Origin of the sequence: Pelagibius sp. (assembly GCF_028281305.1) — a bacterium.
Classification (GTDB): Bacteria; Pseudomonadota; Alphaproteobacteria; order Kiloniellales; family Kiloniellaceae; genus Pelagibius.
Map to the genome: position 1 here is coordinate 1 of NZ_JANQKD010000061.1, position 17,655 is coordinate 17,655.

At 66.8% G+C, this 17,655-nt stretch carries 17 protein-coding genes and 1 pseudogene; 5 read left to right on the forward strand and 13 right to left on the reverse strand.

Annotation, left to right across the window (positions count from 1 at the left end):
- From atpA to Q0982_RS12995, 5 genes are all read left to right on the forward strand, one after another.
- Window positions 1–968, forward strand: a 968-nt coding sequence (atpA, locus tag Q0982_RS12975) for a F0F1 ATP synthase subunit alpha (RefSeq protein WP_299396223.1), incomplete at its 5' end; no start/stop codon positions are given.
- A 49-nt stretch (window positions 969–1,017) separates the two neighbouring features.
- Window positions 1,018–1,941: a F0F1 ATP synthase subunit gamma gene (locus tag Q0982_RS12980; protein ID WP_299396224.1), complete on the forward strand. Its 924-nt coding sequence runs from the start codon at window positions 1,018–1,020 to the stop codon at window positions 1,939–1,941.
- 63 nt (window positions 1,942–2,004) lie between these two features.
- Window positions 2,005–3,426, forward strand: coding sequence for a F0F1 ATP synthase subunit beta (gene atpD / locus Q0982_RS12985; protein ID WP_299396225.1), 1,422 nt, complete (start codon window positions 2,005–2,007; stop codon window positions 3,424–3,426).
- A gap of 54 nt (window positions 3,427–3,480) precedes the next feature.
- The gene (locus Q0982_RS12990) at window positions 3,481–3,885 is read left to right on the forward strand and encodes a F0F1 ATP synthase subunit epsilon (RefSeq protein WP_299396228.1); all 405 of its coding nucleotides are present in this window, start codon (window positions 3,481–3,483) and stop codon (window positions 3,883–3,885) included.
- Window positions 3,886–4,063: 178 nt separating this feature from the next.
- A complete protein-coding gene (locus Q0982_RS12995; RefSeq protein WP_299396230.1) occupies window positions 4,064–4,882 on the forward strand; it encodes a ferritin-like domain-containing protein in 819 nt (272 codons plus the stop codon).
- A gap of 59 nt (window positions 4,883–4,941) precedes the next feature.
- Here Q0982_RS12995 and Q0982_RS13000 read toward each other — a convergent pair whose 3' ends face one another.
- From Q0982_RS13000 to Q0982_RS13060, 13 genes and pseudogenes are all read right to left on the reverse strand, one after another.
- Window positions 4,942–5,433 carry an RNA pyrophosphohydrolase gene (locus Q0982_RS13000; protein WP_299396233.1) on the reverse strand — a complete coding sequence of 164 codons (492 nt, stop codon included), beginning with the start codon at window positions 5,431–5,433 and terminating at the stop codon, window positions 4,942–4,944.
- Window positions 5,433–7,001: a divergent polysaccharide deacetylase family protein gene (locus tag Q0982_RS13005; protein ID WP_299396236.1), complete on the reverse strand. Its 1,569-nt coding sequence runs from the start codon at window positions 6,999–7,001 to the stop codon at window positions 5,433–5,435. The genes Q0982_RS13000 and Q0982_RS13005 overlap by 1 nt, the downstream gene beginning before the upstream one ends.
- A 163-nt stretch (window positions 7,002–7,164) precedes the next feature.
- Window positions 7,165–8,466 (reverse strand): S41 family peptidase, encoded by a 1,302-nt coding sequence (locus Q0982_RS13010; protein WP_299396238.1) that lies wholly within the window; start codon window positions 8,464–8,466, stop codon window positions 7,165–7,167.
- Window positions 8,466–9,872 carry a murein hydrolase activator EnvC gene (locus Q0982_RS13015; RefSeq protein ID WP_299396241.1) on the reverse strand — a complete coding sequence of 469 codons (1,407 nt, stop codon included), beginning with the start codon at window positions 9,870–9,872 and terminating at the stop codon, window positions 8,466–8,468. Before Q0982_RS13015 ends, Q0982_RS13010 begins: the two co-directional genes overlap by 1 nt.
- Before the next feature lie 98 nt (window positions 9,873–9,970).
- The gene (gene gpmI, locus Q0982_RS13020) at window positions 9,971–11,557 is read right to left on the reverse strand and encodes a 2,3-bisphosphoglycerate-independent phosphoglycerate mutase (protein WP_299396243.1); all 1,587 of its coding nucleotides are present in this window, start codon (window positions 11,555–11,557) and stop codon (window positions 9,971–9,973) included.
- A gap of 65 nt (window positions 11,558–11,622) precedes the next feature.
- Window positions 11,623–12,081: a 23S rRNA (pseudouridine(1915)-N(3))-methyltransferase RlmH gene (rlmH, locus tag Q0982_RS13025; protein ID WP_299396245.1), complete on the reverse strand. Its 459-nt coding sequence runs from the start codon at window positions 12,079–12,081 to the stop codon at window positions 11,623–11,625.
- A gap of 155 nt (window positions 12,082–12,236) precedes the next feature.
- The gene (gene rsfS, locus Q0982_RS13030) at window positions 12,237–12,590 is read right to left on the reverse strand and encodes a ribosome silencing factor (protein WP_322097020.1); all 354 of its coding nucleotides are present in this window, start codon (window positions 12,588–12,590) and stop codon (window positions 12,237–12,239) included.
- 67 nt (window positions 12,591–12,657) lie between these two features.
- Entirely contained in the window at window positions 12,658–13,368 is a 711-nt protein-coding gene (locus tag Q0982_RS13035; protein ID WP_299396248.1) for a nicotinate-nucleotide adenylyltransferase, read from the reverse strand.
- Between the two features lie 17 nt (window positions 13,369–13,385).
- Window positions 13,386–14,351, reverse strand: coding sequence for an ABC transporter ATP-binding protein (locus Q0982_RS13040; protein ID WP_299396249.1), 966 nt, complete (start codon window positions 14,349–14,351; stop codon window positions 13,386–13,388).
- The gene (locus Q0982_RS13045) at window positions 14,348–15,322 is read right to left on the reverse strand and encodes an ABC transporter ATP-binding protein (protein ID WP_299396252.1); all 975 of its coding nucleotides are present in this window, start codon (window positions 15,320–15,322) and stop codon (window positions 14,348–14,350) included. Before Q0982_RS13045 ends, Q0982_RS13040 begins: the two co-directional genes overlap by 4 nt.
- On the reverse strand, window positions 15,322–16,236 hold the full coding sequence (locus tag Q0982_RS13050; RefSeq protein ID WP_299396253.1) for an ABC transporter permease: 915 nt from the start codon (window positions 16,234–16,236) through the stop codon (window positions 15,322–15,324). Before Q0982_RS13050 ends, Q0982_RS13045 begins: the two co-directional genes overlap by 1 nt.
- 4 nt (window positions 16,237–16,240) lie before the next feature.
- Window positions 16,241–17,224 carry an ABC transporter permease gene (locus tag Q0982_RS13055; RefSeq protein WP_299396256.1) on the reverse strand — a complete coding sequence of 328 codons (984 nt, stop codon included), beginning with the start codon at window positions 17,222–17,224 and terminating at the stop codon, window positions 16,241–16,243.
- 103 nt (window positions 17,225–17,327) lie between these two features.
- Window positions 17,328–17,655: pseudogene (locus Q0982_RS13060) on the reverse strand (hypothetical protein); the annotation flags it as partial.

Here is a 17,655-nt window from a genome sequence, read left to right on the forward strand (position 1 = left end):
TCAACCAGGGCGACGACGAGTCGAAGAAGCTCTACTGCATCTACGTCGCCGTCGGCCAGAAGCGCTCCTCGGTCGCAAAGTTCGTGAAGACCCTGGAGGACTACGGCGCGCTGGAATACTCCATCGTCGTCTCGGCCACGGCATCCGAGCCGGCGCCGCTGCAGTTCCTGGCGCCCTACACCGGCTGCACCATGGGCGAGTTCTTCCGCGACAACGGCGCCCACGCCGTGATCATCTACGACGATCTCTCCAAGCAGGCGGTCGCCTACCGGCAGATGTCGCTGCTGCTGCGCCGCCCGCCGGGCCGCGAAGCCTATCCCGGCGACGTTTTCTATCTGCACTCCCGCCTGCTGGAGCGGGCCGCGAAGATGGGCGACGACGCCGGCAACGGCAGCCTGACCGCCCTGCCGGTCATCGAGACCCAGGCCGGCGACGTTTCCGCCTACATCCCCACCAACGTGATCTCCATCACCGACGGCCAGATCTTCCTGGAAACCGGCCTGTTCTATAAAGGCATCCGCCCGGCGCTGAACGTCGGCCTCTCGGTCAGCCGCGTGGGCTCTTCGGCGCAGATCAAGGCAATGAAACAGGTCGCCGGCACCATCAAGCTGGAACTGGCTCAGTTCCGCGAGATGGAAGCCTTTTCTCAGTTCGCCTCCGACCTCGACGCCGCCACACAGCGCCTGCTGGCACGCGGATCGCGCCTGACGGAGCTGTTGAAGCAGCCGCAGTACTCGCCCCTGGCGGTCGAGGAGCAGGTCGCGGTGATCTTCGCCGGCGTGCGCGGCTATGTCGACGGCGTGCCGGTCAACCAGGTGACGGCCTTCGAGGCCCAGCTTCTCGCGAAGCTGCGGGCCGAGGGGACCGACATCCTGACGGCGATCCGCACCGAACAGGCCATCTCCGAGGGGACCGAGGAAAAGCTGAAGACCTTCCTCGATTCCTTCGCCAAGACCTTCGCCGCCTGATCGCGAAGCGGTTTGATCCACTAGCAAGAAGGCGGAGCGAGGACGGCTTATGCCGAATCTCAAGGACCTGAAAGTTCGGATCGACAGCGTCAAGTCGACGCGCAAGATCACCTCGGCCATGAAGATGGTGGCCGCCGCCAAGCTGCGCCGCGCGCAGGAGCAGGCGGAGGCTTCGCGGCCCTACGCACAGCGCATGGAGCGCATGCTGGGCTCCCTGGCCGCTGCGGCGGCGGGGCAGGCCGGGGCGCCCAAGCTGCTGGCCGGCAGCGGCAGCGACGAGACCCATCTCATTGTTGTGGCCACGGCCGACCGCGGTCTCTGCGGCGGCTTCAACACCTCCATCGTGCGCGAAGCGCGCCGCACCGCCAATGCCCTGCTGGAGCAGGGCAAGACGGTGAAGTTCATCTGCGTGGGCCGGAAGGGGCGCGACCAACTGCGCCGCGACTTCGGCGAGCGCATCATCGACACCGTCGAAGACATCGCGCGGCCCAGCCTTTCCTTCGACAAGGCGGCGGCCATCGGCGAGCGGGTGGTGGCGATGTTCGAGGCCGGCGAGTTCGACGTCTGCACCATGTTCTACGCCGAGTTCCGCTCGGCCATTTCGCAGATCGTCACGCCGCAGCAGTTGATCCCCTTCGCGGCGCCGGCAAAGGCCGACAACGGGAACGGCGACGACAACGGTACCGATGAAGAGGGCGGCAACGACGCGCTGGACGGCGCGGTGTATGAGTATGAGCCCGGTGAGGAGGAGATCCTCACCGCCTTGCTGCCGACCAACATCTCCATTCAGATCTTCAAGGCTCTGTTGGAGAACGCGGCCAGCGAGCACGGCGCCCGCATGACCGCGATGGATAACGCGACGCGCAACGCCGGCGAGATGATCAACAGCCTGACGCTGGTCTATAACCGCACCCGTCAGGCCGCGATCACCGGCGAACTGATCGAGATTATTTCCGCTAAGGAAGCGATGTAACGGCGGCTGCCGCCGCGCCCCCGTCACGGCGAAGGGTGCAAGCGGCTACCAAGGAGCAAGACTATGGCAGACAACCTCGTTGGCAAAGTTACCCAGGTGATGGGCCCGGTGGTGGACGTGCACTTCACCGGCGACCTGCCGCCGATCCTCAACGCGCTGGAGACCACCAACGACGGCAAGCGCCTGGTTCTGGAGGTCGCGCAGCACCTGGGCGAGAACATGGTGCGTTCCATCGCCATGGACGCCTCCGAGGGGCTGGTGCGCGGCCAGGAGGTCAAGGACACCGGCAGCCCGATCTCGGTGCCGGTGGGCCCCGAGATGCTGGGGCGCATCATCAACGTGGTGGGTGAACCCATCGACGAGCGCGGACCCGTGAACACTGCGCGTAGCGCGCCGATCCACCGCGAAGCGCCGGAGTTTGCCGACCAGTCCACCGAAGCCGAGATGCTGGTCACCGGCATCAAGGTCGTCGACCTGCTGGCACCTTACTCCCGTGGCGGCAAGATCGGCCTCTTCGGCGGTGCCGGCGTCGGCAAGACGGTGCTGATCCAGGAGCTGATCAACAACGTTGCGAAGACCCACGGCGGCTACTCGGTTTTCGCCGGGGTCGGCGAGCGGACCCGCGAGGGCAATGACCTCTATCACGAGATGATGGAGTCCGGCGTTATCGACCTGGAAGGCGATTCCAAGGTGGCCCTGGTGTTCGGCCAGATGAACGAGCCTCCGGGCGCGCGCGCCCGCGTCGCCCTGACCGGCCTCTCCCAGGCCGAGTACTTCCGCGACGAGGAAGGCCAGGACGTGCTGTTCTTCGTGGACAACATCTTCCGCTTCACCCAGGCCGGTTCCGAGGTCTCGGCGCTGCTGGGCCGCATTCCCTCGGCGGTGGGCTATCAGCCGACCCTGGCCACTGACATGGGCACCTTGCAGGAGCGCATCACCACCACCAAGAAGGGCTCCATCACCTCGGTGCAGGCCATCTACGTGCCGGCCGACGATCTGACCGACCCGGCGCCGGCTACCTCCTTCGCCCACTTGGACGCGACGACGGTGCTGTCCCGCCAGATTGCAGAGCTGGGTATCTATCCGGCGGTCGACCCGCTCGACTCCACCAGCCGTATTCTCGATCCCCAGGTGGTTGGCGAGGAACACTATAATGTGGCTCGCGAAGTGCAGCGCATTCTGCAGAGCTACAAGGCCCTGCAGGACATCATCGCCATCCTGGGCATGGACGAGCTCTCGGAAGAGGACAAGCTCACCGTGGCCCGCGCGCGCAAGATCCAGCGCTTCATGTCCCAGCCCTTCGACGTGGCCCAGGTCTTCACCGGCAGCCCCGGCGTGCAGGTCTCCATCGAAGACACCGTGCGCGGCTTCAAGGGCATCTGCGACGGCGAGTACGACCATCTGCCCGAGGCGGCCTTCTACATGGTCGGCGCCATCGAGCAGGCCGTCGAGAAGGCCCGCAAACTGGCGGCGGAAGCAGCCTAGGTTCTTAACGCACGGGCAAGCGAAAGCCTGGAATAAAAGGCGGACGAAAAGGTCATGGCCGAAGGCAAGGTGTCATTCGAACTCGTCTCTCCGGAGCGTCTGCTGCTCTCCGAAGAGGTCGACATGGTCGTGGTTCCCGGCGAGGAGGGCGACTTCGGCGTGCTGACCCGTCACACGCCGTTGATCTCCACCCTTCGGCCCGGTGTGATCCAGGTTCACAACGGCGTCGCGGTCAGCGAGTCGATTTTCGTTGCCGGCGGCTTTGCCGAGGTGACTCCCGCCCGCTGCACGGTCCTGGCCGAAGAGGCCGTCGCGGTGGGTGAGATCGACCGCGCGGCCACCGAGCAGCGCCTGAGCGACGCCCGCGACGACCTTCTCGACGCCAAGGACGATGCCGAGAAGGCCAGTGCCGAGCGCCGCATCGCGGTCGCCGAGGCCATGCTGCAGGCAGCCGCTTAAGCGCCTTTCCGCAGCGGCTTTTCGGAGCCAGCCCCCTTGCGAAAAGCTGCGTTCGTTCGCACCTCATTGTAGTGGTTGATTGTCCGCAACCCTATGTTAGGCTGCGGCGATTCTCCGCGATTCACTAAAGTGTCATAGTGCTGGAACGCGTTTTTTTTGGTGGGCGTAGGCAATCACGATGGCGGTCGGTCACTGGACTCTCGACGACATTTCCTGGCAGCGCTTCGATCCTGAGAAGGTGGATCCGGAGCTGCTCAAGCTCGTCAAAGCAGCCGGCATGGTCGAGTATAACGGCGGCGTTTATGCCGACTATCTCTGCAATGTCTTTCCCGACGATGCAGAGTTCCAGCAGGCAGCGAAGATCTGGGCGCGTGAGGAAGTCCAGCACGGCGAGGCGCTCGGACGTTGGGCGACGATGGCGGATCCCAGCTTCGATTTCGACGCCTGTTTCGAGCGTTTCCGCGCGGGCTATCAAATTCCGGTGGATGCCGCGGCCTCGGTGCGCGGCTCGCGCTCCGGCGAGCTTGTGGCCCGCTGCATCGTGGAGGTCGGGACCTCGTCCTTCTACGCCTCCATGGCATCGATGAGCGATGAGCCGGTGCTGAAGGAGATCTGCCGGAAGATCGCGGCGGACGAACTCCGGCACTACAAGCTCTTCTACACCCATCTGAACCGCTACCTCGAGCGGGAGAAGATCGGCCGCTGGCGCCGCATCGGGGTCGCCCTTGGCCGGATCGGCGAAAGCGAGGACGACGAACTCGCCTATGCCTTCTTCGCGGCCAATGACGATGGCACCCCTTACGACCGCAAGCGCCACGGGCAGGCCTATCTGAATCGGGTCTACGCCTGCTATCAGCCCGATCACGTGCAGCGCGCCGTTTCGATGATCTTCAAGGCGGCGGGCCTCAACCCGCAGAGCCGCTTGTCATCGCTGGTATCCCGGCTCGCCTTCGCCATGCTGCGCCTGCGCAGCCGCCGCGCCGCCGCCGCGGCCTAAGCTCAGCCTGGCCTTCAGGGCTTCCCAGTCACTGTTTGCTGAGCGCGGCCGACCGCAGCTTACGCGACAAGGTGCGCGAATTCCCGCAGCACGGCCTGATAGGTGTCGCGCTTGAAGGCGATGGTCAGGTCCGGCAGGCGGTGGAAGTCCTCCCAGCGCCAGTCGCTGAACTCCGGATGCTTGGTCTCCAGATTGATCTCGCTGTCGGCGCCGAGGAAGCGCATGGCAAACCACTTCTGTTCCTGCCCGCGGTAGCGCCCGCCGCGTACGCGCTCCACCAGGGCCGGCGGGAAGTCGTAGCGCAGCCAGTCGCCGGTCTCGGCAAGCACCGTGACGTTGTCGGTGCCGATCTCCTCGTGCAGTTCGCGCAGCGCCGCCGCCTTGGGATCCTCGCCCTTGTCGATGCCCCCCTGGGGCATCTGCCAGGCGAGCGGGTTGTCCTTCTTGGCATCGATGCGCCGGGCGACGAATACGCGGTTCTCTTTGTTCAGCATCAGGATGCCGACGCAGGGGCGGTAGGGCAGCTTGGCGATCTGCTTCGGGCTCAGCATCAACGGCTCTCCTGCCGGCCCACCAGGGCGGAAATCGGGGCGATCACCATGCCGCGGGCGTTGATCTCCGTTGACCAGTCGGCCAGGCGCTGCAGGGTGACGGGATAGGGCTGGGCCATGGCGACGGCCGATCCTTCCGACAGCGCGATGCGCTCGATCTGCGCCAGACGCGCGTCGATCGCCACGCGGCTGGCCTGGCGTTCGTCGATGGAGCGGTTGTTGAAGGCGCTCTTCAGGCCGATCTCGGCCGCCACGGCAGGCGCCACCGAGCGTTCCGTCGTGCGGTTGTCGAGAAAGATCAGGCCGCGCGACTTCAGCTCCCTCAGCAGGGTTTCCATGTGCTCGCGCGAGGCGGTGAAGCGCGAACCCATGGTGCCGGCCACGCCCACATAGGCGCTGCCGCGGCTCAGCACCCAGTCCAGGCGGTCGAGATTGTCTTCCGCGCTGAGGCTGGTGAGCAGGGCCTGCGGCCCCGGGTCGTCGTTGGGAAAACTGGCCGGCTCCATCGGCAGGTCGATCATCACCTCGTGGCCGCGCGCGCGGGCCAGGGCGATCCAGCGTTCCAGACCGCGGGCGTAAGGACTGAAGGAGAGGGTTATGGCCGGCGGCAGATTGTCGATCGCCGCCTGGGTGGCGCTGTCGGAAAGGCCGAGCCCCGTAAGCACCACGGCAATCCGGGGCCGCTGATCCTCCGTGTTGAAAGGCTGGCGAAAGCGCTCCCAGTACGGCAGATCCTCCGGCGCCGGGGGAATGATCGGCACGCTGACGCTTTGCGGCGCCTCGGTTTCCGCATCAGGCAGTGCGGCCGCCTGATCAGGTGCGGGGTCCAGCCCCGGGTTTGGCCCTGGGTTTGGCCCTGGGTTTGGCCCCGGGTTCGGCATTGCGGCCAGATCGCTTTCGGTTAGGGCTGCAGGGGCCGCCGGCTTGGGCTGCGGCAGGGCGACGCTGGCGGCTGCGCCGCTGCCCGTGGGCGCGGGGGCCTCGCCGGGTGCGGCTGACCCGTCCGGGTCACTGGCTTCGTCCGTCGCGCTTGCCTGCTGGGCCGGCTGCAGGGTCTCTTCTGCTGTCTCGGACGCGGAGTCCGCGGCGGCCGCCGGAGAGTCTGTTGGCGACGGGGCGTCCGCGCTCTGCGGCGCGGGGTTCCCGGGTGCCTCCTGGGCCTCCGCCGGGCCGGGAGCGTCCGGTGCTTCCGGCGGGGGAGAGGCGGAGGCAGCCGTGTCGGAGGTCTCTGCAGCTCCGGTCTCTGCTCGGTCGGTCTCTGCTAAGTCGGTCTCTGCTGCGTCGGTCTCTGCGGCCGTGGTCGGTGTCTCCCCGTTGCCGTCGTGCCCGGCTATGGGTTCATCGGGGGCTGTCGCTTCATCGGCGCTGGCCTGAGAGGTCGCGGAGGGCTCTGCCGGGGGGTCGGGGGCCACGATCATGGCCGGAGGCGGCGGCAGAGCGACCTGGACCGGATCGGCGGACGGCGGCGGGGCGGTCAGCAGTGCAAAGGCGCCCAACGCTCCCAGACCGCCCAGCACCAGCAGCCAGGCGCCGGCCAGCAGCAGCGAACCGATCGAAAATCTACGCAAGGCGGCGGCCGTTAAGACGCCACAGGCCGCGCGCGGTCATTCCACGCGCGGCGCTGCGGCCAGCGAGCTGTCCCAAGACGACTCGTCATGCTTCGATTCCGGGCTCCTATGGCGGCCCGCTCTCCGGCACCCCCTGCGCCGAATCAGCGTTCGTATCCTTTCGCTAGTTTACGACACGCTGGTTGTAAAGGGCCAGACCACGCAGCAGGTCGATGGCGCGGGCGAGCTGATAGTCCTGCTCGGCCGCCTCAGAGAGGGCGTGGACTTCCGGCTCGCCTTCCGCGGCGGGTTCTTCCTCGTCGAGCCCGTTGTCGCCGTTGGGGTTGTCGAGGGCACCGCGCAGGTCCGCCTCGCGCCGCCGCGGCCCGTTGCTCTCTTCAGTCTCGATGGTGGCCGGCTCGACCACGATGTCCGGGTCGATGCCGAGCGCCTGAATGGACCGGCCGGAGGGCGTGAAGTAGCGCGCCGTCGTCAGGCGCATGGCGCCGTTGAGGCCGAGCGGGATGATGGTCTGGACCGATCCCTTTCCGAAGGAGCGCGTGCCCATGATGATCGCCCGGCGATGGTCTTGCAGCGCCCCCGCGACGATCTCCGAGGCGGAGGCCGAACCGCCGTTGATCAGCACCACCAGCGGCAGCCCTTCGGCCAGATCGCCGTCCTTGGCGTTGAAGCGCTGGGAGTCATCGACGATGCGCCCGCGCGTCGAGACGATCTCGCCCTGATGGATAAAGGCGTCCGAGACGTCGATGGCCTGATCCAGCAGGCCGCCCGGGTTGTTGCGCAGGTCGATCACATAGCCCTTCAGATCGCTGCCCAGTTCGGTCTTGATCTCTTCGATCGCCGTCTTCAGGCCCGGCGTGGTCTGCTGGTTGAAGGTGGTGATGCGGATGTAGCCGACGTTGTCCTCGACCCGGCTGCGCACGGAGCGGATCCTGATGATGTCGCGGGTGATGGTCAGCTCGAAGGGCTCGGAGCCCTCGCGGCGGATGGTCAACTCCAGATCGGTGTTGACGGGACCGCGCATCTTGTCGACGGCCTCGTTGAGGGTGAGGCCGAGAATGGGCTCGCCGTCGAGATGGGTGATGAAGTCTCCCGGCTGCACGCCGGCCCGGTGCGCCGGCGTGTCGTCAATCGGCGAGACCACTTTTACGAAGCCGTTCTCCATGGTCACCTCGATGCCGAGGCCGCCGAACTCGCCCTTGGTCTGCACCCGCATATCGCCGAAGGAATCGGCGTTGAGGTAGCTTGAGTGGGGATCCAGCGTCGAGAGCATGCCCTGAATGGCGAACTCGATGAGCTGCTCGTCGGTCACCTCCTCGACGTAATCGGCGCGCACCCGCTCGAAAACGTCGCTGAAGAGCTTCAACTGCCGATAGGTGTCAGAGCGGTCTTCCTGTGCAATGGAAACCGTAGGCAGGACAATGAAAAAGGCGGCCGCAAGAGCCGTAATCTGGAATTTGCGCATTAACCTCGCACCTTGTCATCTTTGGTCGCCAGCCAGGGCAGGGGATTGATTGCCTGTCCGGTACGGCGAAGTTCCAAATAAAGCTCCGGATTACGGCCCGCCAGGTCGCTCATCTGCGCTACCGGCTCGCCTGCCAGAACCCACTGTCCGACCACGGCATCGATACGATCGAGACCGGCAAGTATGGTATGATATCGCTCGCCGTGGTCGATGATCAAGATTTGGCCATAGCCGCGGAAATCCCCGGCATAGGCGACTCTGCCGTCGAAAGGGGCGACAATTTGCGCCCCGGGGCGGCCCTGAATGGTGATTCCCTGGGCCGTATCACCATCTGTTGAACTCCTGTGGCCGTAAAGCCGCACGATTTCACCGCGCATCGGCATGTTCAGGCTGCCCGGATCGCTGGGAAAGGGCCGCAAGCTGCGTGGCGGCGCCTGGCGGGCCGTCTGCTGGGCCCGTGCCGCGGCATCGGCCCTGGCCCTGGCCTCGGCCGCTTCGCGGCGTGCGGTTTCGGCCCGGCGCTTTTCCTCGGCGGCGCGGCGCTCTGCCTCGGCCAGGCGGCGTTCCTCGGCGAGCCTGCGCTCCTCGGCCAGACGGCGCTCCTCGGCCAGGCGCCGTTCTTCTGCCAGCCGGCGTTCCTCTTCCAGGCGCCGCTGCTCCTCGAGCCGGCGCTGCGCTTCCGCCTCTGCCTCCAGCCGCTCCATCAGTTCGCGCAGGTCACCGGCTTCGCGGGCGAGGCGGGCAAGCCGCTTCTCGGTCTCCTGGCGCTCGCTCTCCCGGCGTTCCTGCAGGCTGTCCTTGCGCGCGAGCAGAGCGGTCAGCCGCTCGCCCTCGATGGTAAGAGCCCCCATGGCGGTCTGCAGGTCGTCGCGCTTGATGGCAATGCGCGCGCGCAGCACCGCCAGATCTCCCAGTTCGGCGCGCAGGGTCTCGGCCCGCGCCTCCAGGGCCGGCACGGCCACGCGCAGCAGCATTGCCGCACGGGCGCTGTCCAGCGGCTGCTCGGCGCGACTCAGCGCCGCTTCCGGTGGCTGCAGCGCCAGACGCTGGAGGGCGCCCAGGGTCTGTTCGAGCTGGTCGCGGCGCGTCGCGAGGTCGGCGGCCTTTGCGGCTTCTTCGGAACCGAGCTTGTCGAGTTCCTGTTCGGCGGCAACGATCTCGCTCTCCAGGTCCTGGGCGCGCGCGGCGGCGGCAATGGACTGCTGGCGCAGCGATCCGATCTCCTCGGCCAGGGCGCGCGCTTCGCGGGTCAGGGCCTCGGCGCGGGCGCGGTCTTCCTTGATGGCGCGTTCCAGGGCCTGCAGGTCGGCGGCTGGCTGCTGGGCAGCAACCGGCGGCGCAGACAGAACGGCTGTCAGTGCCAGCAGGCACAAGCCGGGCAGGATCAGCCCCGTGGTCAGCCCCATAGTCAGCCCAGGGCGGCGGACGGTGCCGGGCTGGGGGAGCCGCATCTGGGAGCGCCGCATCTGGGAGCGCCGCATCGGGGAGAGCCGCAGGCTCAAGGTTACTCCGCCGCCTCGCCGCGGCTGGCCGCTGGCTTGATGAGACTGCGGCCGGTCATCACCGCCGGGCAGGGCAGCCCCAGGAGGTCCAGCACCGTGGGGGCGATGTCGGCGAGGCGCCCATCGCTGAGGCCGGTCACCCGTTCCGGGCCATTGATCAGCAACAACGGCACCTTATTCATGGTGTGGGCGGTGTGCGCCTGACCGGTCGTCTCGTCGACCATCTGCTCGGCGTTGCCGTGGTCTGCGGTCAGCAGAATGCAGCCACCGGCCTTTTCCACCGCTTCGGTCAGGCGGCCGACACAGGTGTCGACACAGGCCACGGCCTTCATGGCGGCGGCGAGATCGCCGGTATGTCCCACCATGTCGCCGTTGGCGTAGTTCACCACCACCAGATCGAAGCGGCCGGAGCCGATGGCCTCGACCAGCTTGTCGGTGACTTCCGGCGCCGACATCTCCGGTTTCAGGTCATAGGTCGCCACGTCGGGCGAGGGCACCAGGATGCGCTCCTCCCCCTCGAAGACGTCCTCGCGTCCGCCGTTGAAGAAAAAGGTGACGTGGGCGTACTTTTCGGTCTCGGCGATGCGGAGTTGGCGCTTGCCCTGACCGGACACCACTTCGCCCAGCGTCCCGGCCAGGTCCTCCGGCGGGAACAGGGTTGTGAGGAAGGCATTGAGCTGGGTCGAGTACTCCACCATTCCCAGCGCACAGGCGACGTTCGCCCGCTGCTTGCGCTCGAAGCCGTCGAAGGCCGGGTCGAGCAGGGCGGTCAGGATCTCCCGCGCGCGGTCGGCGCGAAAGTTGGCCATGAAGAGGCCGTCGCCCTCGGTCATGCCGGGATAGTCGGCGATCACCGTCGGCAGCACGAACTCGTCGTTGGTATCCGCGGCGTAGCTCTGCTCGACCGCCTGCAGGGCATCGCCGGCGCGCTCCCCTTCACCCTGGACCAGGGCACGGTAGGCTTTTTCGACCCGCGCCCAGCGCTTGTCGCGGTCCATGGCGTAGTAGCGGCCGGAGACCGTGGCGATTGCGGCGTTGGGTGCCTTGGCCTGAAAGTCCTTGAGGAAGTCCGTTGCGCTGCGCGGCGGCGTGTCGCGGCCGTCGAGAAAGGCGTGCACGGCAACCGGAATGCCGGCGCCGGCCAGAACCTCGGCCAGCGTTGCGATCTGATCCTGGTGGGAATGGACCCCGCCGGGCGACATCAGACCCATGACATGGGCGGTGCCGCCGGACCGCTTCAGAGCGGCAATGGCGTCCTGCAAAGGCTGCATCGCCGCGAAGGACCCGTTGGCGATGGCGGCGTCGATGCGCGGCAGGTCCTGCATCACCACCCGCCCGGCGCCCAGGTTCATGTGGCCGACCTCAGAGTTGCCCATCTGGCCGCTCGGCAGGCCGACCTCTCCCTCGGAGGCGTCGACCAGGGCGTGCGGCAGTTCCTTCAGCATGCGATCCAGGTTCGGCGTCGGCCCCTCGCAGATGGCGTTGTTCTCGCAGCTCGTGCGGTGGCCCCAGCCGTCCAGGATGCAGAGCACCACGGGCCGGGGTGTGCCGGGCGTCTTGGCGCCCGATGGGACGGCGGCTTCGGTCATGTCGATCTACCCAGTTCGTCTCGATCCGGCCGTCGTTATAGCACGGCAGCGGATAGGGGCTTAGCTTAGGCCCGGTGATAGGGATGGCCGGAGAGTATGCTCTCGGCGCGAAACAACTGCTCCGCCAGAAGGCCGCGGACCAACATATGGGGCCAGGTCAGGCGGCCCAAGCGGAGAATGACGTCGGCGGCCTGGCGCGCGGGCTCCGAAAGCCCTTCGGCGCCGCCGATCATGAAGGCGAGGTCCTGTACCCCGTCGTCCTGCCAGCGGCCCAGCAGGCCGGCAAACTCCGCGCTGCTGAAGTCCTTGCCGCGCTCGTCGAGGGCGATCACCTTGGCGCCGCGGGGCAGGGCGGCCAGCAGCAGTTCGCCCTCCTGCTCGCGCAGCAGATCCGGGGCCAGAGGACGGCGTTCCTCCACTTCCTTGAGGGTCAGTTTCCAGCGCAAGCGCGTGCGATAGTGATCGAAGAGGTCTCTTGTAACGCCGGCCTTGGCCCTGCCGACGGCCGTCAGCGTAATCCGCATGTCCTGAACCCCGCCCGAGCAGATGTGCCTTGCCCGCTGCGCCGGCGGCGCTTGCGCGGGGGCCACTTCGGGCCCGGCAAGGCAGGCCCGGCAAGGCAGGAACAGCGCTCAGGTGCCGCCCTGCCGCAGACGCGCTGCGTCTCGGGGCCGCTTGGTCAGGCGGTGCCGACCGTCGCGCCCGCTTCTCCGTCCGCCGGATGCAGATCCACGCCCCACATCTTCTCGAGATTGTAGAACTCCCGGACCTCCGGGCGGAACAGATGAACGATGACATCGCCGCTGTCGATCAACACCCAATCGCTGCGCTCCTTGCCCTCAACGGCCACGCCGTGAACGCCGGCAGCCTTCAGCTTTTCGCGGAGATGCTCGGCCATCGCACCCACCTGCCGCTGCGAGCGGCCGCTGGCGATGACCATGAAATCTGCGATGCTGGATTTTTCGGCGAGATCGATGACGACCATGTCGTCAGCCTTGTCGTCCTCAAGGGAGGACCGGACCAGGTCCAGCAGGTGCCGGCTCTGGGCCAGGGCGTCCTGCTTGTCGGCCTCTAGGGCCCCGGTATCGTGCAGTATGACGTTACATCTCCTGTCTGTTTGCACTTCTGCCAGGCGCCGCCGCCGGGTCTTGCACACCGTCTTGCACACCGGCCGCACGGCTTTGGCGGTCGCTCGCTGCCCGGATATCGGTCGCTGATTGGGGGTTCAAGCGGCATCGAATGAATACCCAAGCCGGCGGCCGCTCCTCCGCCAGGCGCCTCGCCGAACCTTCATGGAGACGGTACCGGGCAAAGGAAAGCGCTGCTCTTCCAGACAACGCCCTAAAAGCATAGGAGGGGCGGTCAAAAACCGCAACGGCTACGGTGTTAAAGATTTGCTGCCAGTCCTGCCAATGATGAACTTGAATCAAGTTATCTGCGCCCATCAGCCAGACGAAGCGGACCCGGGGCAGCAGGCCCGCCAGGGCCCGCAGGGTGTCGGCGGTGTAGGAGGTGCCGAGCCCCGCTTCCAGTCCGGTGGGCAGGATCCTGGGGTCCTGTGCCAGCGCCCGGGCGCTGGCCAGCCGCTCGGCCATAGGGGCCATGCCGTGGCGCGGTTTCAGGGGGTTCTGTGGGGAGACCAGCCACCAGACCCGGTCCAGCCCCAGGCGCTTCAGCGCCTCCTGGCTGATTTCCAGATGGCCCTCATGGGCCGGATTGAAGGAGCCGCCGAGAAGGCCGATCCGCGCGCCTGCCGGGGGTACCTGGCCACCCAGGGCAGCGCCCAGGGCGGCGGGGGTCAGCGGCGCCATGCGGGCCCGGCCCGCGTTCATTCGGCAACGTGGCAGGCCACGCGGTTCTGGCCGAGCTGGCGCATTTCCGGCCGCTCCTGGGTGCAGCGGTCGATGGCGAAGGGACAGCGCGGGTGGTAGGCGCAACCGGTGGGCGGATTGATCGGGTCGGGAATCTCGCCTTTGGGCGGCGCCACCTCGCGGCCGAAGCCGTCCAGCTTGGGCGCCGCGGCGAAGAGCATCTGGGTATAGGGATGCTTCGGGCTTTCAAAGAGCGCGTCGCGGGGCGCCTCCTCCACCAGCCGGCCCAGGTAGAGCACGCCGATGCGGTCGGCCATGTGCTCGACCACCGTCAGGTCGTGGCTGATGAAGAGGTAGGTGAGGCCGAACTCCTCCTTCAGGTCGCTCATCAGGTTCAGCACCTGGGCCTGCACCGAGACGTCGAGCGCCGAGGTCGGCTCGTCGCAGACGATCAGCTTGGGCTCCGATGCCAGCGCGCGGGCGACGCAGATGCGCTGGCGCTGGCCGCCGGAGAATTCGTGCGGGTACTTGCTGGCGTCGCTGGCGGCGAGGCCGACCTGTTCCAGCAGCCGCTCGGCTAGGCCGTCGGCCTTGCCGCCGCGGGCGGTGACCGGTTCCGCGATGATGTCGCGCACCCGCCAACGTGGATTGAGGCTGGCATAGGGGTCCTGGAAGACCATCTGGATGTCGGTGCGGATCTTCTCGACCCGGTCGTGGTCAGGCTCGCGGAAGAGGTCGACACCCTCGATCTCGATGACCCCGTCCGACGGCGCCAGCAGGCGCACGACCATCTTGCCGATGGTCGACTTGCCGGACCCGCTCTCGCCCACCAGGGCGTAGACGCTGCGCTCCTCGATCTCGAAGCTGACGTCCGACACCGCATGCAAAAAGGCCTTGGGCTTGCCTTCCAGCAGCCGGTTCAACCAGGGCTTCGAGACGTCGAAGATCCGCGTCAGGTTCTTGACCGCGACCAGCGCGCTCATGCCACCTCCTCCGTCGCGAACCAGCAGGCGGCGCGCCCGCCGCAACCGCTAAGGGTCGGGCCGGGATCGCTCAGGCACTTGTCCTGAACCTCGGGACAGCGCGGATGAAAGGCGCAGCCCTTCGGCAGGCGGGCCAGCGGCGGCATGGCGCCGGGGATCTGGTTCAGCCGCGTGTGGCCCTTGGAGGCCAGCGGCGTGGAGGCCATGAGGCCGCGGGTGTAGGGATGGGCCGGGCGGGTCAGCACCTCGCGCACCGGCCCCAGTTCGGCAAGGCGCCCTGCGTACATCACCGCCACCCGGTCGACGGCCTCGGCGATCACGCCCATGTCGTGGGTCACCAGCATCACTGCGGTGCCGCGCTCCCGGCAGAGCTGCTTCAGGAGCGCGATGATCTGCGCCTGCACCGAGACGTCGAGCGCCGTGGTCGGCTCGTCGGCAATCACCAGAGAGGGTTCGGCGCAGAGCGCGAGCGCGATCACCACACGCTGGCGCATGCCGCCGGAAAACTCGTGCGGGTAGCTGTTGATGCGCGCTGCGGCGGCGGGGATGCCAACCTCCTCCAGCGCCGCGACGGCGCGGTCCTCAGCCTCCTGCTTGCTGACCGGCAGATGCTCTAGGATGGTCTCGGTGAGCTGCTCGCCGATGGGCAGCAGCGGATTGAGGGAGGTCAGCGGATCCTGGAAGACCATGCCGATCTCTTTGCCGCGGACGCTGCGGATCTGATCCCTGCGCAGGTTGTCGACTCGCTGGCCGTTCAGCCAGATCTCGCCGCTGGCGATGTGGGCAGGGCGGTCGAGCAGGCCGATCACCGCGTTGCCGGTCATCGACTTGCCGGCGCCGCTTTCGCCGACGACGCCCAGGATCTCGCCCGCCGCGATGTCGAAGCTTACCTTGTCGACCGGGCGCAGGACGGCATGGCGGGTCGGAATCTCGACCACCAGGTCGCGCACACTCAGAACGCTTTTGGCCATCAACGCAGCCTCGGGTTCAGCACGTCGCGCAGCCAGTCGCCCAGCAGGTTCACCGAAAGCGCCAGGGCCAGCAGGGTGACCGCGGGGAAGAACAGGATCCACCACTCGCCGGAGAAGAGGAAGCCCTGGCCGATGCGGATCAGGGTGCCGAGGGAAGGCTGGGTCGGCGGTGCGCCGACGCCGAGGAAGGAGAGCGTGGCCTCGGCGATGATCGCCAGCGCCAGGCTGATGGTTGCGATCACCAGCACCGGTCCCACCACGTTGGGCAGGATGTGCCGGATCATGATCCCCACCGCCTTGCGGCCGTTGAGGTGCGCCGCCTGCACGTATTCCTTCCGCTTCTCCACCATGGTCGCGCCGCGCACAACGCGCGCGAACTGCACCCAGTCCGACAGGCCAATGGCCAGGATCAGCACCCAGATGGCCATCTGGTCGCGCAGGTGGACCGGGGTGAAGCCCTTGGCGATGCCGAAAATCAGCATGGCCACCAGGATCGCCGGGAAGGTGAGCTGCACGTCGGCGATGCGCATGATGACCGTGCTCACCATGCCGCCGGAGTAGCCCGCAATCAGCCCCAAGGTGACGCCCAGCACCATGGCGAAGAGCACGGCGCAGAACCCGACGAAGAGCGAAATGCGCATGCCGTAGAGAATCGTCGAAAAGACGTCGCGCCCCTGATCGTCGGTGCCCAGCCAGAAGACATCGCCGGTAAAGGCGTTGGGCTGCATCGGCTGGGAGAAACCGTTCATGAGATTCAGCGAGGCGGGATCGAAGGGATTGTGGGGGGCGACCAGCGGCGCGAAGACCGCGCCGGAGACCAGCACCAGCACCATGAAGAACGAGACCACCGCCACCGGCGAATGACGGAAAGACCACATGAAGTCGGAACGCCAGGCCTGGGCGAGTGCGGTCATGGGCTCAGCCCTTTGCCGTTACGCGGTCGCCGCGCAGGCGCGGATCGATCACGAAGTAGAGCAGGTCGACGACCAGGTTGATCGCCACGAAGAGAACGGAGATCAGCATCAGGTAGGCGGCCATCACCGGGATGTCGACGAACTGAATGGCGTTGATGAACAGCAGGCCGACGCCGGGCCACTGAAAGACGGTCTCCGTGATGATGGCAAAGGCGATGATGGCGCCGAGCTGCAGGCCGGTCACGGTGATCACCGGCACCAGAGTGTTCTTCAGCGCGTGGCGGAACAAAACGGACTTCTCCTTCAGGCCGCGGGCGCGCGCAAAACGGATGTAGTCCTGGCGCAGCACCTCCAGCATCTCGGAGCGCACGAGGCGCATGATCAGGGTCATCTGGTAGAGCCCGAGCGTGATGGACGGCAGGATCAGGGCCTTCAGGCCGGACTCGGTCAGGAAGCCTGTGCGCCACCAGCCGAGGTCGATCACCTCACCGCGCCCGAAGCTGGGCAGCACGTTCAGTTCCACGGCAAAGACGTAGATCAGCAGAATGCCGATCAGGAAGGTCGGCAGTGACACGCCGACCAGCGATAGGGTCATGATGGTGTTTGCGGCCCAACCGTCCCTTCTGATCGCTGTAAAGACGCCAAGCACAAGGCCGAAGAAGATGGCCAGCACAGCGGACACGCCGGCGAGTTCCAGGGTCGCCGGCAGGCGCTCGCCGATGATTTCCGCGACGGGCCGGCCCTGGCGGTAGCTGACGCCGAAGTTGCCCTGCACGGCGCCTTCGAGAAAGCGCAGGTACTGGACAGGGAAGGGTTGGTCGAGCCCGAGTTGCGTGCGCAGCCGTTCGATGTCGGCGCCGGTGCGTTCCTGGCCCAGCATGTTCTCAATCGGATCGCCGACGAAGCGGAACATGGAAAAGGCAACCAGCCCGACGACGAGGAGGACGACGAAGGACTGGAAAACGCGGCGGATTGTGAAAGCGAGCATCGCGGCAGTTACCGGCTGGTGGCGCTCGGGCCGAACACGCTATGGAGACCCGGCCGGGGCGGCGGGAGGTCCTCCTTGGAGGCCTCCCGCCTTTCAGGCCCTGCTAGTTCAGGGTGAAGTACTTGAACTTGGCCACGTCGTCCGGCGCGACGATGGTCCCGACCTTGTTCGCCATCCCCCAGTTCAGCACCTGGTGATGGATCGGCAGATAGAGCACCTCGTCCTGCACCACCGACCAGATGTTGGCGATCATCAGGTTGCGCTCGTCCAGGTTGGTCTCCGATGCCAGACGCACGATCTGGGAATCCAGTTCCGGGTTGGAGTAGCGCGTACCGTTCCAGGACCCGTACTTCTCGCCCTTGGTGTGGGCCAGGAAGTTGAAGATGTACTCGGAGTCATAGGTCGGAACGCCCCAGCCGAGCATGTAGAAG

What these genes read in the sequence shown, in the direction of transcription:
- Q0982_RS13040 (WP_299396249.1), bottom strand. Translation starts at nt 14,351, where the DNA reads ATGAGCGCGCTGGTCGCGGTCAAGAACCTGACGCGGATCTTCGACGTC.
- Q0982_RS12995 (WP_299396230.1), top strand. Translation starts at nt 4,064, where the DNA reads ATGGCGGTCGGTCACTGGACTCTCGACGACATTTCCTGGCAGCGCTTC.
- Q0982_RS13045 (WP_299396252.1), bottom strand. Translation starts at nt 15,322, where the DNA reads ATGGCCAAAAGCGTTCTGAGTGTGCGCGACCTGGTGGTCGAGATTCCG.
- Q0982_RS13035 (WP_299396248.1), bottom strand. Translation starts at nt 13,368, where the DNA reads ATGGCGCCGCTGACCCCCGCCGCCCTGGGCGCTGCCCTGGGTGGCCAG.
- Q0982_RS13050 (WP_299396253.1), bottom strand. Translation starts at nt 16,236, where the DNA reads ATGACCGCACTCGCCCAGGCCTGGCGTTCCGACTTCATGTGGTCTTTC.
- Q0982_RS13055 (WP_299396256.1), bottom strand. Translation starts at nt 17,224, where the DNA reads ATGCTCGCTTTCACAATCCGCCGCGTTTTCCAGTCCTTCGTCGTCCTC.
- Q0982_RS12980 (WP_299396224.1), top strand. Translation starts at nt 1,018, where the DNA reads ATGCCGAATCTCAAGGACCTGAAAGTTCGGATCGACAGCGTCAAGTCG.
- Q0982_RS13000 (WP_299396233.1), bottom strand. Translation starts at nt 5,433, where the DNA reads ATGCTGAGCCCGAAGCAGATCGCCAAGCTGCCCTACCGCCCCTGCGTC.
- Q0982_RS13015 (WP_299396241.1), bottom strand. Translation starts at nt 9,872, where the DNA reads ATGGGGCTGACCACGGGGCTGATCCTGCCCGGCTTGTGCCTGCTGGCA.
- gpmI (WP_299396243.1), bottom strand. Translation starts at nt 11,557, where the DNA reads ATGACCGAAGCCGCCGTCCCATCGGGCGCCAAGACGCCCGGCACACCC.
- Q0982_RS12990 (WP_299396228.1), top strand. Translation starts at nt 3,481, where the DNA reads ATGGCCGAAGGCAAGGTGTCATTCGAACTCGTCTCTCCGGAGCGTCTG.
- rlmH (WP_299396245.1), bottom strand. Translation starts at nt 12,081, where the DNA reads ATGCGGATTACGCTGACGGCCGTCGGCAGGGCCAAGGCCGGCGTTACA.
- atpD (WP_299396225.1), top strand. Translation starts at nt 2,005, where the DNA reads ATGGCAGACAACCTCGTTGGCAAAGTTACCCAGGTGATGGGCCCGGTG.
- Q0982_RS13010 (WP_299396238.1), bottom strand. Translation starts at nt 8,466, where the DNA reads ATGCGCAAATTCCAGATTACGGCTCTTGCGGCCGCCTTTTTCATTGTC.